Source organism: Paenibacillus sp. S28, from assembly GCF_016624415.1.
Taxonomy (GTDB): domain Bacteria; phylum Bacillota; class Bacilli; order Paenibacillales; family Paenibacillaceae; genus Paenibacillus_AQ; species Paenibacillus_AQ favisporus.
Map to the genome: position 1 here is coordinate 336,181 of NZ_JACVTM010000004.1, position 14,327 is coordinate 350,507.

Consider the following 14,327-nt stretch of genomic DNA (forward strand, 5'->3'; position numbering starts at 1 on the left):
ATTCCCTTGATCCCACCGCCGGCAGGCACCACCTCCTAACCGCCCGGGGCGGCTGATTTATTTTAATGAAGCGGAATTGACGGAGCCAAGCCCCTGCATGAAGAACTTCTGGCCGAAGAAAAAGATGAGCAGCATCGGCAGAATGTAGATGAGATCCGCGGCCATGAACAGGTTCCAGGCGGTCGCATAGGTACCTTTGTAGGAAGCCATCGCCAGGGACAGCGTCCATTTGCTCGGGTCGATAATATAAATCAGCGGCTCGAGATACTGGTTCCATGCTCCCTGGAAGGAGAAGATGACCATCGTCATGATGACCGGCGTTGTCATGGGTACGAGCACTTTCATCAGAATGTAGAAGTCGGAAGCGCCGTCGATTTTGGCCGCCTCGTCAAAGGAAACGGAGATTGTCTTCAAATACTGGACGTACAGGAATGAAAATGTCGCGTTCCCGAAAAAAGCAGGCACGATGATCGGCAGCCAGGTGTCATACCAGCCCAGGCTCGTGTAGAGGTTAAAGAGCGGGATCATGCCGACAAAGCCCGGCAGCATCAGGCTGCCCACAAACAGCGAGAACCACAGCTTCCGGCCGGGAAAGCTTAATCGGGCAAGCCCGTAGCCGACCAGCACCGAGCTGGCGACCTGGCCAATCGTGCACACCACCGCGATGAACATCGAGTTGCCGAACGTCTGCCAGAAGTTGATCTCCCGTGTTCCGGTTACGAAGTTGGACCAGTGAAGCTCCCGGGGAAACCACTCGGGCGGGATTTTAAACACGTCATTGTTGCCCTTCAGGGCAATGGTCACCATCCACAGCAGCGGAAACAGCATGGCGATGGCACCGATGGTCAGGATAATAAACCGGATGGTGTCCAGGATGCTGAATTTCCGTCTGGGTTTGCGTGTTGTTGTCCGTACTTCCGTTTGCATCACCATCAGCAGGGAACCTCCTTATTTCGAATTGTCGCTTTCGTAATACACGAACCGGTTCGAGTACCGGTAAGTCAGCGCGGTGAAGATCATGATGATGACGAACAGCACCCAGACCTCCGCGATCGAATAGCCGAACATGCGGCCGTTAAAGGCGTCGTTGTAAATTTTGAAGTTGAGCAGGGATGTGGAGAAGTTCGGGCCGCCGCCGGTCAGAACCTGTACCTGGTTGAATGCCTGGAAGGCGCCGATGATGCCGAGTATAAGCTGAAGGAACAGGATAGGAGTAATCATGGGAATCGTAATGTGCAGGGTCATCCGCCAGCGGACGGCTCCGTCGACTTCGGCCGCCTCGTACAGCTCCTGGGGAACAGACTGCAGACCGCTCAAGAAAATAATGACGCCGGATCCGACCTGCCATAGGCCGATCAGCACGATGGAGGGAAGCGCGGTCGTTTCGCTCGTCAGCCAGGTGCCTTCGGGCAGTCCGAGTAGCCTAAGCAGCGAGTTGGCGAGTCCGTACTGGGGCTGATAGATAAACAGCCACAGCGTGAGTGTCGCGATGGACGGCACGACGGTCGGCAGGTAATAAATCGTGCGGAACCATTTGATGCCGGGCAGGCTTTTATTCAGCAGCATGGCCAGCAAAAGGCCCAGAATCAGCGATAAAGGAACGCTCATGATGACAAAATACAGCGTCGCCCGGACCGAAGGCCAGAAGGCCGGGTCCTCCGTGAACATGTATTTAAAGTTGTCGAAGCCGACAAAACGGGGCTTATCGTAGCCGCTCCATTCCGTTAAGGCGTAATAAATGGACGACAACAGCGGATAGGCGACAAACACGCTGAAGCCAATAATGGAAGGCAGAATAAACAGATAGCCTTTGGCCCAGCCGCGAAGCTTCTTTTTGCTTACCGTCATTTTTCATATACCTCCCTCATTCAGCATCCGGACAGGAACGGTGCGTGTACCCGCCGTTATGTCCCGGCCCTGTGCGTAAAAGTAAAGTACGGTGTAACCAACTGCATTCGGAATGCAGGCGATCCGTGGATCGGTCCGTCCTGACTGCACTCCGGCCCCCTGTTTTTTCTCCTTTCTTCAATTTCATCTGCTTCTTTAGGCAAAGTCACGTAAATAAACCGCTTACATTTCTCAATATAATGACATAACAGTATAGTGTCAATATACTAAATTAAGTTTTTTATAACTGTTGTTATATTATTTATCGATTGGATGCACATATCATATGAGGCGAATGGGGAAGAGGCTGAATAAAGCGGTTCGGCGTTCGTCATGGCAGCCGTGTGAATCGGATACGGGATCGTGCCGCAATGGGATATAACCGACAAAACTGGGGTACAGCCGACAAATCTGGGCAGAGGGGCGAGCTCATGTCTTTTATTGCGTGCAGCGAACAAGCGTGGATACCGGATCTGTTTTTTCACTCTAGTCCGGAGAGGAGGAGGCTGCGGTAGAAAATACATGATATATCATGCTATGTAAAAGACAATGCTGCTCTTGCGCTTATGCGCAAGGGCTTTCGTTTTGTTCGCGGTGCGCCGCGCCTGCCGGACTCATATTCACTGTCGAAATTTGCTGCTAAAACAGGGCTTCAAACCTCTGGTTTTGTCCCGATCTTAGTTACAAAGCTCCTATCCAATCGTGAAATATAATTTTATATTGTTAGTGAATATTTAATTTTATTTTACATTAACCTGACAAAATTTTACGAAGAGAGGGGAGATGGCTTTACACGCTACCGCTATACTTTGCTGTCGAGGCGTTCTATGAAGGACCCGAATTCTGTCAGATCGAATGGGAGGCAAGGATGGAATGATAAGAAAACGGACGAGGAGCCTATGGGCGTCGCTGCTGGCCGGCACGCTGGTTCTGACCCTGGCTCTGCCCGGCGGGCGGCCCGTGCTGGCGGCGGAAGCCGGCGCACAGGCCGCGGCAGCCGGAAGCATCGTCGACGAGCGGCAGGTCCAGATCGGACCGGGCGCGGTCTATACCTGGAAGGACATGAAGCTGGACCGCGGGCTGGAGAAGCTGCACATGGTGGAGTTCGATCCGTCCAATCCGGCTCTGGCGCTTGAGCCCGGCATGACGGACGGCAAAGTATACGGCATGCAGCCGGTCAGCAAAATGGCTGCGGATATCGACAAAGCGGGGAATCGGGTGATCGCCGGGATCAACGGGGACTTTTATGATATGTCCTCCGGCGTCCCGCTCGGTTACTTCATGGGCAGCGGAAAAATACTGACGAGTCCGCCCAATGACTGGTACGCGTTTGGCATCAAGGAGGACGGCACGACGATATATGGATCGAGTCCGAAGCTTACGCGGACACTGGAGATCGGCGGCCAGGAGACCGAGCTTACGTCCATCAACCGGACGCGAGGCAATAACGATCTCGTATTGTACACACCCGACTTCTACGGCACGACCATGACCAACGATTTGGGAGACGAAGTTGTTCTAGACGTCGTGAAGGGAGAGGTCAAGAGCGGGGAGACGCTGGCGCTGAAGGTAGCCGACGTCCATAAAGACAAAGGCAGCACGCCGATAGCCCCGGGGCAGGTCATCCTGTCGGCTTCCGGCAGCCAGCGCGCAGTGCTCGCCGGCCTTAAGGCAGGCGATACGGCATCGGTTTCCTTCAGCCTCGAACCGGCCTGGAGCGACGTGAGGATGGCCATCGGCGGTTCCGCGCTGCTCGTCAAGGACGGGGTGGCGCAGCTGAACACCGACCCGGCGGCCCATCCGCGCACGGCGATCGGTACGAAAGCGGACGGCTCCGTCGTCATGCTGGAAATCGACGGGCGCCAGCCGGGCTTCAGCGAAGGCGTGACGCTGGCTGAGCTGGGGCAGATCATGGAGGAAATGGGCGTCGTGAACGCCATCAACCTGGACGGCGGCGGCTCTTCGACATTTATCGCCCGCATGCCGGGCGACACCAGCCGTACGCTGCTGAACTCCCCCTCGGACGGCGGGGAGCGCAAGACCGCCAACGGGCTGCTGCTTGTAAACAAGGCGGCGGAAGGGCTGGTGGACAAGCTGGTCTTGAAGCCGCAGCTGGCGAGGGTGCTGGCCGGCTCGACGGCGGCCTTTAAGGCGGCCGGCGTCGATGCCAACCTGCATCCGGCCGTGATGGACGGCACGCCGGAGTGGAGCGTCAGCCCGGCGATCGGAACGATCGACGGCAGCGGCGTCTTTACGGCGGGTTCCACGCCCGGACAGGCGGATATCGCCGTCACGTCCGGGGGCGCAAGCGGAGCCGGCAAAGTCGAGGTAGTCGATACGCTGACCGAGCTGAAATTTGGCGATCAGCTGCGCAGCTTCCCGCCTGGTCAGTCGGAGACGCTGAAGGTAACAGCGCTCCGGGACGGCCAGATGGTGCAGGCCGACAACCGCCTGCTGACATGGCGCGTCGAGGGTCCGATCGGCTCGATCGACGAAGCCGGCGTCTTTACCGCGGCGGAAGGCAATGAGCTGAGCGGCAAAATTGTGGTGAGCTACAAGGGGGTGGAAGCTCAGATGGATGTGACCATCGGCCAGCCTCCGGTCGTGCTGGAGGATTTCGAAAACGGCCTGGACAAGTACCTGCCGTCGGCCGGCGCGCAGTTTAAAACGTCCAAGGTGAGCATCGAGACGAATGAAGATTTGGTCCGTTTCGGCAGCGGTTCGCTGAAGCTGGAGTATGATTTTACCGGCACACCGGGAACTTCGGGCGCCTACCTGCAGAGCAAGACGCAGGCGGAGGCCATTCAAATCCCGGGTTATCCGGAAAAGATCAGCATGTGGGTGTACGGGGACGGCAAAACCCACTGGCTGCGTGCGCAGCTGCGCGACAGCAAGGGAACGATACCGCTCGACTTTACCGACCAGAATATCGGCATTGATTGGACCGGGTGGAAGTACCTGGAGGCGGAAGTGCCCAAAGGGCGGACGCTCCCGTTGATCATGGACATGCCGGTGCGCTACATGGAAACTTCATCCGCCAAGAAGGATGCCGGGGCGATCTACGTCGATCAGATCCGGGCCTTGTACGGTCCGAACCAGGACGATATGGAGCCGCCGGTCCTGAAGGACTTCTCACCGGCGGACGGAGAGACGATCCGCAGCAACCAACCGGTGATCAAGGTGTACGGCGAAGACGCGGGATATGATCCGGCGCAGCATCCGGGCACGACGCTGATCGATCCGGACTCGATCCGGTTTGACCTGGACGGCCAGCGCGTGCAGCACACGCTGTATCCGCCGGAAGGCCGGATTTATTACACCCCGGCGACGCCGCTGGCGGACGGGCTGCATCAGGTCAAGGTGTCGGTGACAGACCTGGCCGGCAACCGGACGACCGAGGCGTGGACCTTCAACGTGGACACGGGCGGCTCGAAGCTGACGTATGACACGCCGAAGGAATTGTACGGGGGCCGTACCTACACGGTGGATATCAAAGGGGTGAAGGCCTCCGGTTTGCAGGGAGGACAGCTCCGGCTTGCTTTTGACCTGAGCAAGGTGGAGAAGCTCAAATTTATTCCGGGCGGCAAGCTGGATGCGACCCAGGCAAGCGCAGTCATCGGCGAGGACGGTACGGCCGCGCTGACCTTCAGCCGGTTGGACCAAGCGGGGCTGACCGACAGCGATTTGATCGGACAAATCAGCTTTGACGTGAAAAAGGACGCCGCCGGAACGAACGAAATCCGGTTCGAGTCCGGTAACGTTACCTTTGCCGGTACAGGCAGCGTGGTGTATCCCTTCTTTGGGCTGCCGCTGAAATCGGATATCAAGAGCGCCCTGTCGCTGTCCTGGAACGAGAACGGCAACATCCAGGGCTACGAAACGGTCTTTTCGGTCAAAGACGAGTCGGGGAAGCCGGTAGAAGGCGCGCAGATCACCGCGGACGGCAGTCCGGTCGGAACGACCGATGCACAGGGCGAGCTGAGCACCAAGCTGCTGACGGCTGAGGTCAAGACGTATCAGGTGCAGGCGATGAAGGGAGACCAGTACAGCCCAGTGGCGGAGTTTAAGGTGTCGCCGCTGTCCGGTACCGAAACGCCGTACAACATCAACGTGGGCATGGGCGAGGATCCGGCCGCATCCCGCGGATTCATCTGGCACACGAGCCCGGCGGTGGAACAGACCGTGGTTGAAGTGGTGAAAAAAGCGGATTTTACCGGGTTTGACCAGCCGAATGCGGTGAAAACGGAAGGAACAAGCTATCTGTACCAGACACTCGATCTGGGTGCGGTCCGTGTACATAAGGCGACGGTGAGCGGCCTTGAGCCGGGCACCGAATACGTGTACCGCGTCGGTGACGGAAGCGGCCATTACAGCCCGCAGGGCACGTTCAGGACAGCTGAGGCTGACGGCGATCATACCAAGTTCCTGTATTTCGCCGACTCCCAGGCGGGAGACTTGGCAGGGTTCAAGCTGTGGGGCAGCACGGTCAAGAAGGCGGTGGAAGATTCGCCGGACGCCGAGTTTATGGTCCATGTCGGCGACATGGTCGACAAAGGCTTCAACGAGCAGGAATGGAAGTGGTGGTTCAGCGAAGCGCAGGAGGCGTTCCTGAACACGACGCTGGTCGGCGCGATCGGCAACCATGAGGTGATGGGAACGAAGGAAAACAACGATTTCCTGGCCCATTTCAACCAGCCGGGCAACGGTGTGCCAAGCCTGGCGGGAAGCAATTTTTCCTTTGATTACAAAAATATTCATTTTGCCGTTATGAACAGCGAGTACCAGTACGAGGAGCAGAAGGAGTGGCTTGACCAGGACCTGTCCAGGACGGATAAAAAGTGGAAGATCGCGATCTTCCACCGAGGCCCGTACGGCAGCATTTACGATACGGCCGACATCCGGCGGCTGTGGGCGCCGGTGCTTGAGCGGCATCGGGTCGATCTCGTCCTGAACGGTCATGATCATATTTACCTGCGGACCTTCCCGATGATGAACAACGAGATCGTCCCGGACGGGCAGGGGACGACCTATGTCGTGGCCGGCTCGACCGGACCGAAGTTCTACTCGCTGACCAAGCGGGACTGGCAGCGGATTGCCGACGATGAAGCGACGCAAATGTACGCTTCGGTCGAGGTAGACGGCGACAGCCTGAACTTTGTGACGAAGACGGTCGGCGGACGAACCGTCGACGAGTTTACGCTGTCTAAGCAGACGAAGGCTCCGGCTCCGGAATCGGTCGAGATCGAGCAGCAGGACGTGAAGCTGGCCGTAGGCGAAACCCGGCAGCTGACCGCCAAGGTGAAGCCGGATGGAGCGGACCCCGGCGTCACGTGGTCCGTCTATAGCGCCGAGCCGACCGGGGAGGGCGGCAAAGTGGTGACGGTATCGCCGGAAGGCCGGTTGACGGCGGCCGGCACGGGAACGGCCGTCATCCGGGCGGCAAGCACGGTGAACCCGGATCTGTTCGCGGAGACGATCGTCACCGTGAATCCGGCGCCGGAAGGCGAACCGGAATCGTTATCGCTGACGGGCAAAGTAGTGCTGAAGGAAGGGGAGACCGATCAGACGGTAACGGAAGCGGTCTACGCAGACGGCACGCGCATCCAGGTGCTGGAAGGTGTAACCTTCAGCAGCAGCCATGAGGACGTCGCTTCGGTGAGCGAACAGGGCGTAGTGACTGCGCTGGCCGAAGGGAAGACGGTGATATCGGCCGCTTACGGATCGTTGTCGGCCGAGTATGAACTTACCGTTCAAGCTCCGGAGCAGCCGGGAGGGGGAGATGGTGACAATCCTGGCGGAGGCGACCCGGGTAACGGCGGGGGAGATAATCCAGGCGGAGGCGATCCGGGTAATGGCGGGGGAGATCACCCTGGCGGAGGCGACCCAGGCAACGGTGGAGGAAATAACGGTGGGAATTCAGGCAACAGTGGAGGGAACTCTTCTGCACCGGTGCAGCCGCCGGTGACTCCACCCGCCCTGCCGGATCCGAAGCCGGGCCAAGGCGGCAAATGGAAGCTGAACGCCGCGCAGCTGACGGTGATTCTGGTGAAAGGCGGAGCCGTATTGGACACCGATCAGCCGTTCAACGAGCTGATTCTGCCGGGCAGCGCCGCCTCGCTGCTCCAGGGACAGCCGCTGACGGTGAACGCGGCTGACCTGAAGCTGACGCTGCCCGCAGGCATCCTGCAGGCGGCCAGCGGCAAGGTGCCCGCCGATCAGCTCGAAGGCAGCACGATTCGGCTGGCGGCATCCCGCGCCTCGGAGACGGAGGCCGCAGAGCGGGTGGCGAAGGCCGGGCAGGCGGAAGGTGCGGTGCTCCGCACAGGAAGCAGCCTCTTCACCCTCAACCTGAGCCTCATGACGAAGGATGGCCAGGTTCACCCGATCACGGCGCTGCAGCAGCCGATAACGCTGGAGCTCCCCGTGGCTTCGGGGCTGGATGCCAAGCTGACCGGGCTGTATGGCCTGAACAGCCAAGGCAAACTGGCTTACATCGGCGGAACGGTCACAGACAGCAAGCTGAAAGCCGAAGTGAGTTCGCTGGATGCCGCTTACGCCGTTCTGGAATACGCCAAAAGCTTCGCCGATACGAGCGGGCACTGGGCTTCCGGCGTGATCCGGGAGCTGGCGGCGAAGCATCTCATCGACGGCGTCGGCGGCGGCAGCTTCGCGCCGGATCAGCCGGTGACCCGCGCCGAAATGGCGGCGATGCTGGTCCGCCTGCTGCACCTGAAGGGCGACGGCAGCGCGCCCTTCAGCGACGTGCCTTCCGCGGCATGGTACGCGGAAGCTGTCGCAGCCGCCGCTAAGGCGGGCATCGTCCAAGGCGTCAGCGGCGCAAGCTTCGCGCCGGACGCCTTGATCAAGCGCCAGGAAGCGGCGGCCATGATCGTCCGCGCCTACCGGGCCGCGGGCGGAACTGCCGCAGCCGGCGGGGAACAGGCGCCGTTTACGGACGTCGCCGGTTCGCCGGCATGGGCGCGGGAAGCCGTCCGGTCTGCGTACGCCGCCGGACTGATTCAAGGGCAGGGGCCTAGCCGGTTTCATCCGGACGGCCAGGCCACCCGGGCCGAAACGGCCCAGATCTTGTACAACGTTCTGACCAAGCTGGGGCAAGACGGGCAAATTAAATAACGATCCGGTAATTTACGATCCACCCAGTTAGAAGATCCAACAACAAGAAGACCGGCGGGGAACAGCTTGGTGAGCTGACCCTTCCGGTCTCTTTTGCCATCATCCGTAATATAGCTGGTGGAACACTTTCATTGCGCATTCATTCCCTTGATCCGTGCTCCGTTCCGTGAAGCTTATTGCCAATTTAGTCCATATACATCATTTTTAAGGAAGCGGAGAAAGATTCCGCTTCTTTTTTGGTGTCCAGATGTGGTATCGTTATGTATTACGACGTAAAAGAACGGCTTGTGGTGACTTGGATGAAAAGTACACAGGTTTAGTGATTAAAGAATATAGGATTAAAGGAAAAGGAGCATATATGAACTTTAAAGATTTGAAGCTTGACCCGAATATTTTAAAAGCGCTGGCCAAACAGAACTATACCGAGCCGACGCCGATTCAGGCACAATCCATTCCGGCCGTGCTGGCCGGACGGGATCTCTTGGGCTGCGCCCAGACGGGAACCGGCAAGACCGCCGCATTTTCCCTGCCCATCATACAGCTGTTGAGTCGGGAGCCCCGCAAACCGGGGGCGGGCCGCAGGGTCCGCGCGCTCATTTTGACGCCGACGAGAGAGCTGGCCATTCAGATTATGGATAACGTGAAGGCGTACAGCCAGTATACCGATTTGCGTGCGGTGGTCATTGTCGGCGGCGTTCCGCAAAAGCCGCAGGAACGGGCGCTGCAGCAGGGCGCGGATATCGTGATCGCCACGCCGGGCCGGCTCATCGACCTGATCCATCAGAAGCACATCGATCTGCAGCATATTCAAATGCTCGTGCTGGATGAAGCCGACCGGATGCTGGACATGGGCTTTATCCATGATGTGAAGCGGATCATCGCCGTCTTGCCGAAGCGGAAGCAAACGCTGTTCTTTTCCGCGACGATGCCTCCGGAAATCAACGGTTTGATCCAAACGCTGCTCGTCAATCCGGTGAAAGTGGAAGTGACGCCGGTCTCCTCAACGGCCGAGCGGATCGAGCAGTCGGTTTATTTGCTGGCGGCAGGAAGCAAGCTGCAGATGCTCAACCAGCTGCTGCAGGATCCGTCGATCGAGTCGGCCCTGGTGTTTACCCGCACCAAACGGGGAGCCGACCGGGTGGCTCGCGCGCTGAAGAAAGCGAATATTACGGCGGAGGCGATCCATGGCGACAAATCGCAAAACAGCCGGCAGAACGCCCTGAACCATTTCAAAAACGGGACGACGCGCATTTTGGTGGCGACCGACATTGCTGCCAGGGGTATCGATATTGACGAGCTTCCGTATGTCATTAACTTTAATCTGCCGAATATCCCGGAGACGTACGTTCACCGTATCGGCCGCACGGGCCGGGCGGGGATGAGCGGGTCTGCAATCTCTTTCTGCGAAGCAGACGAGCTGCCGTACCTGAAGGACATCGAAAAGCTGATCGGCAAGGCCATTCCCGAAGTGAAGGGGCATGACTATCCGATGGAGCCCCAAGCGGCAGCAAATCGTCCATTGGGGAATTCCACGGCAAACCGGCCAGGTAAGACGCAAGCTGGCCATTCCCGCAGGCCGCAGGCTGGAGATGCCCGTAAAGGGCGGACGGACGATGGGCAGCAGCGGGGCAAACCGAAGCAGGATCGTGCCCCAAAGGCGGCGGTGAGCGGTGCCCGCAAACCTGATCGGAACGCGAACAGCAGCTTGAAGCGTGATGCGGGAGGCCATTCGAAGGGAAATGCGAACGACAAGTCCAAGGGGCATGGAAATGGAAATTCCAATGGACGCACGAACCGCAGACCGAAACAAAGCGGGGCGGACCCTAGAAATAAGGTAAGTTCGTCTCATTAACATGGAGTTTAGACGTTTTACGCGTTGACCGCAGATGATCTGTGATCTGTGACCCACAGGAAGGACACGTTGCCCGTGACCCTCCTGTGGGTTATTTGTATTTTCCATAAAAGAAGGAGTCTGAGGGAGGGGTTCAGTGGACGGGGCGCTACAGCTGCTCTTCATGGTGGATGATTGGAGGATAACAGCAGTGTGGCTTTAAGTTTGATCTATCATGGCTGCTCCTGTAAATGAGCGTAATACTGCTGCTCGGTGCCGACATAAAACGCATTGATCGTTTTTTCTTCTTTCGTACCGTCCGGACGCGGGATCGTATCCGTGCCCATGTGCTGGCCTTGAATCATTCCCATCCCCACTTCAGTCCGTTGACCTTGATCATCTGCATAAAAAAATGTCATCCCGCCGGCTGTCGGTGCGCTTGACGTCTTCAAAACTCCGTTTTTCGGAATGCGGTTTACAATGGCGTCTCCCTCTTTCGGGAGCTCGGGATAACCCTTTTGATTGTAAATGACCGCTACCCATCCTGTGTACCCGGCAGGCAGCACATAAGTATGATTTTCCTGCCCATTCAGACCCCTCGTCCCAATCACAATGGCAGCAACCACAATGACGGCAAACACGGCAATGAATACCTTATATACTCTAATCAGACCTTTCAAATCTTCACCGCCTTTGATTCGTTCATTAAGGTACTTACATTATATTACAACAGCTTTCCATAATCCTCCCACATTTCGTGCTCACCAAATCATGCAGTTCATCTATCGATTTCCTCTAAAAATTCCTCCAAAAACATTATAATGATGCTAAGAGAACATTTTGGAGGATACCCGGCTCTCTTTTCCTGAGAGGACGAAGAACACGATGCTGCTGGAAGCGGCGAATTTGACAGCCGGAGGAAATAGGACAAGTTTAGCGGATATAGAAAGGGTGCAGGGATGATGATGAACCAAGAGGATTTGCTTGCCCGCCAAAAGCAGCTGCAGGTTGAAGCGGGTGCGGTTGCTGAAGAAATGAACCTGCTGCCATTGCTGGCAGCAGCCGGTAAGCCCGTAATCGTAGGGAGCGCTGCGCTAGGTTTAATGGCTTGGAGAGACTTGGATGTGACGGTGGTCTGCTCCAAACTGGATATGGCTGCGGTCTCTGGAATTGCTTTGCAGCTGATGTCCAATCCGGGAGTACGGGAGATGAAATTTATTAACGATACGGGCCAATGGAACACCGATCCGGCTTACCCAGACGGTTATTTTCTTGGATTGACCTACGGGTCCGCAAACGGCCACCGGTGGGAGCTGGATATCTGGTTTGTAGACGAGCCTGACAAACAGCCTGATTTGCTGCATATTCAGACGATGCCCGCACGCCTTACTCCTGCCAAGACCGCTGCTATATTAAGCATCAAAACCGAATGGGCAAAGCGGGCCGAATATGGAAATCAAGTGAAAAGCTTCGATATTTATTCGGCCGTATTGGATGATAATGTGGGTACCCCCGCCGAATTCCAGCAATGGCTGCAGAGCCGCAGCGATGATCTTCATTAAAAAACAGAGAGCTCATGCACACATTGGATCCGTCAGGTTTGGCAGTCAGCGTGCATCAGTCCGGTGTGTTCCACAGGTCAGCCTGCAAGGACGGCTTTCAGGTGGGCGGCGTTTTGCGGCTGTTCTTTCTTCATGGATTGGAGCATGTACCCGTTCGGCCGTACGATGACAGCCCCAGTGGAGGTGCGGCAGTTTTTGATCCTCGGACTCATTTTTGTGGTATTAAGTGCACTATATACAACCATAATTGTATTAAGTGTGTCTGCTCTCGGAAGGATGGTACGGCGGGCGGCATGGATCCGTCGTTTGGGCCGACTTAGCGGCAAAGTTGTAGGAGCGCTGTATATCGGACTAGGTTTAAAGGTCGCATTCCAAAGGCAGTAACGAACCTATCGCCCGCTAGCTGCATACACTATAGATGGGGGTTATGGCGGCAGGTGGCTTCTCATCCATGTAATCGGTCGTTTGCGAAATGGTCGTTGGCGGATTTGACATTCCCAACTGTGTTTAGTATCATTACAGTATATTCATTTTGTGATTTTTCTGGTTACAGTTTGTATATACTTAAAGATGGGCGGTGGAATGATGAGATTCGAAGTTAGCGATTGGGTCCAAGGGAAGACGGTAGACGGTGAGTTTATTCACGGATACATTGAGACGGTGGACGCTCAGAAAGGCATCGCGAGAGTACGCGTCGTTCAGTCCGACAACGAGGAAGCAGTCGGACGCGTGATCGGTGTACGTGAATCCTGGCTGAGATCGTTGCCGGTCAACCCGCTTGCAGATAAGAACAACGTCGAAAGCCTGATTGACATAGCACTGGCCACCTATGACGAAGCCTGGTTTAACGAATTGACAGACCGCCTGAACGGTACCAAGCGCAAGAACAGCAAGAATGGCGATGGGATCCGGTTGAACGGCCGGCCCAACAACCGTCTCGGTCTGTTCGAGAAAAAGTAAACGGCAGGCCTCGGCAGAGGCACCTCATACCATACAACAGCATGATAAATGCGCAGCTTCTGCTTTTCCGTTACAAGGATTGTAAGCGCAAAAAAACGGCAGGGATTCAGCTTACAGCTGACCTGCCGTTTTCCATTATCACTCGCCATTACCTCATTTCTGCTTGGCCAAAAAGTGTGAGATTCCTTCTGAGATATCGCCGGGTGCTTCTAAGGGAGAAAGGTGGCCGGTCTGGGGAATGATGTGCAGCTCTGCATGTGGTATGCGCGGCAGCAGCTCGCTTTTTAGTGTTTCCAACCGGTCTACCGGGTCAGATTCCCCGGCTAGCACAAGGGTGGGAACATGGATGTTGTTCACTTCTGCGGATATATCCTCAAGCATTGCGGCTTCAGGCCATGCCGCACGGGCTAAAGGTGCGCTCCTTTGCATATCCTCAAGCACCATTTCGCGGATATGTTCTTCAAGAGGAAGCAGGGCGATATTGCCCAAAGCGATTTCCGCTCCTTCACGCGAATCATAAAAATGAACCATGGCATTTCTCATTTCTTGCGGCATATCTTGAGGTGTCGGGGGAGATGGTGCAACTAAGACCAAAGCTTCTAAACCGGCCGGATGACGTGAAGCCAACAATTGCGCCGTTTTAGCGCCCATAGAATGACCCACGAGCACATAACGCTTTAAACCAAGTGCTTGGATCAGCGCATGCGCATCATCGGCCAAATCCTGAATGGTATAAGATGAAGCTGACTTATCTGAGTCTCCCCATCCGCGGTGGTCATAGGTTATACAAAGGTAATCCTCCTTAAGAACGTCAACAATTTTAGTCCAGGTTCGTGCTGACCCGCCGTAAAAGTGCAAAAACACAAGTGCCGTATCTCCTTGTCCCTGCTGCTCCACATGAAGTTCAACGCCGTTAACATGATAATTCATATGATCCACTCCCATTAATAGTA

The 14,327-nt window shown here is 56.5% G+C and carries 8 protein-coding genes; 4 read left to right on the forward strand and 4 right to left on the reverse strand.

Annotated features, from left to right (window positions below; genetic code table 11):
* Nucleotides 1–57: 57 nt before the first annotated feature.
* The gene (locus IAE55_RS12950; protein ID WP_145164193.1) at nucleotides 58–933 is read right to left on the reverse strand and encodes a carbohydrate ABC transporter permease; all 876 of its coding nucleotides are present in this window, start codon (nucleotides 931–933) and stop codon (nucleotides 58–60) included.
* 15 nt (nucleotides 934–948) lie between these two features.
* Entirely contained in the window at nucleotides 949–1,848 is a 900-nt protein-coding gene (locus IAE55_RS12955; protein WP_200632713.1) for a carbohydrate ABC transporter permease, read from the reverse strand.
* 912 nt (nucleotides 1,849–2,760) lie between these two features.
* Here IAE55_RS12955 and IAE55_RS12960 point away from each other — a divergent pair.
* The gene (locus tag IAE55_RS12960; RefSeq protein WP_200632717.1) at nucleotides 2,761–9,021 is read left to right on the forward strand and encodes a phosphodiester glycosidase family protein; all 6,261 of its coding nucleotides are present in this window, start codon (nucleotides 2,761–2,763) and stop codon (nucleotides 9,019–9,021) included.
* A gap of 358 nt (nucleotides 9,022–9,379) precedes the next feature.
* A complete protein-coding gene (locus IAE55_RS12965) occupies nucleotides 9,380–10,873 on the forward strand; it encodes a DEAD/DEAH box helicase (RefSeq protein WP_200632719.1) in 1,494 nt (497 codons plus the stop codon).
* A 212-nt stretch (nucleotides 10,874–11,085) separates the two neighbouring features.
* On the opposite strand, the gene IAE55_RS12970 is transcribed toward IAE55_RS12965, so the two are convergent.
* The gene (locus IAE55_RS12970; protein WP_145948386.1) at nucleotides 11,086–11,532 is read right to left on the reverse strand and encodes a DUF6843 domain-containing protein; all 447 of its coding nucleotides are present in this window, start codon (nucleotides 11,530–11,532) and stop codon (nucleotides 11,086–11,088) included.
* A 279-nt stretch (nucleotides 11,533–11,811) separates the two neighbouring features.
* On the opposite strand from IAE55_RS12970, the gene IAE55_RS12975 reads away from it, so the two are divergent.
* On the forward strand, nucleotides 11,812–12,414 hold the full coding sequence (locus IAE55_RS12975) for a hypothetical protein (RefSeq protein ID WP_234489508.1): 603 nt from the start codon (nucleotides 11,812–11,814) through the stop codon (nucleotides 12,412–12,414).
* Between the two features lie 582 nt (nucleotides 12,415–12,996).
* Nucleotides 12,997–13,374, forward strand: a complete 378-nt coding sequence (locus IAE55_RS12980) for a hypothetical protein (RefSeq protein ID WP_084204087.1) — start codon at nucleotides 12,997–12,999, stop codon at nucleotides 13,372–13,374.
* 153 nt (nucleotides 13,375–13,527) lie between these two features.
* Here IAE55_RS12980 and IAE55_RS12985 read toward each other — a convergent pair whose 3' ends face one another.
* Nucleotides 13,528–14,304 carry an alpha/beta fold hydrolase gene (locus IAE55_RS12985; RefSeq protein WP_200632721.1) on the reverse strand — a complete coding sequence of 259 codons (777 nt, stop codon included), beginning with the start codon at nucleotides 14,302–14,304 and terminating at the stop codon, nucleotides 13,528–13,530.
* Nucleotides 14,305–14,327 lie beyond the last annotated feature (23 nt).

Coding starts and splice junctions, on each gene's coding strand:
- IAE55_RS12955 (WP_200632713.1), bottom strand. CDS start 1,848: ATGACGGTAAGCAAAAAGAAGCTTCGCGGCTGGGCCAAAGGCTATCTG.
- IAE55_RS12985 (WP_200632721.1), bottom strand. CDS start 14,304: ATGAATTATCATGTTAACGGCGTTGAACTTCATGTGGAGCAGCAGGGA.
- IAE55_RS12960 (WP_200632717.1), top strand. CDS start 2,761: ATGATAAGAAAACGGACGAGGAGCCTATGGGCGTCGCTGCTGGCCGGC.
- IAE55_RS12965 (WP_200632719.1), top strand. CDS start 9,380: ATGAACTTTAAAGATTTGAAGCTTGACCCGAATATTTTAAAAGCGCTG.
- IAE55_RS12980 (WP_084204087.1), top strand. CDS start 12,997: ATGATGAGATTCGAAGTTAGCGATTGGGTCCAAGGGAAGACGGTAGAC.
- IAE55_RS12950 (WP_145164193.1), bottom strand. CDS start 933: ATGGTGATGCAAACGGAAGTACGGACAACAACACGCAAACCCAGACGG.
- IAE55_RS12975 (WP_234489508.1), top strand. CDS start 11,812: ATGATGATGAACCAAGAGGATTTGCTTGCCCGCCAAAAGCAGCTGCAG.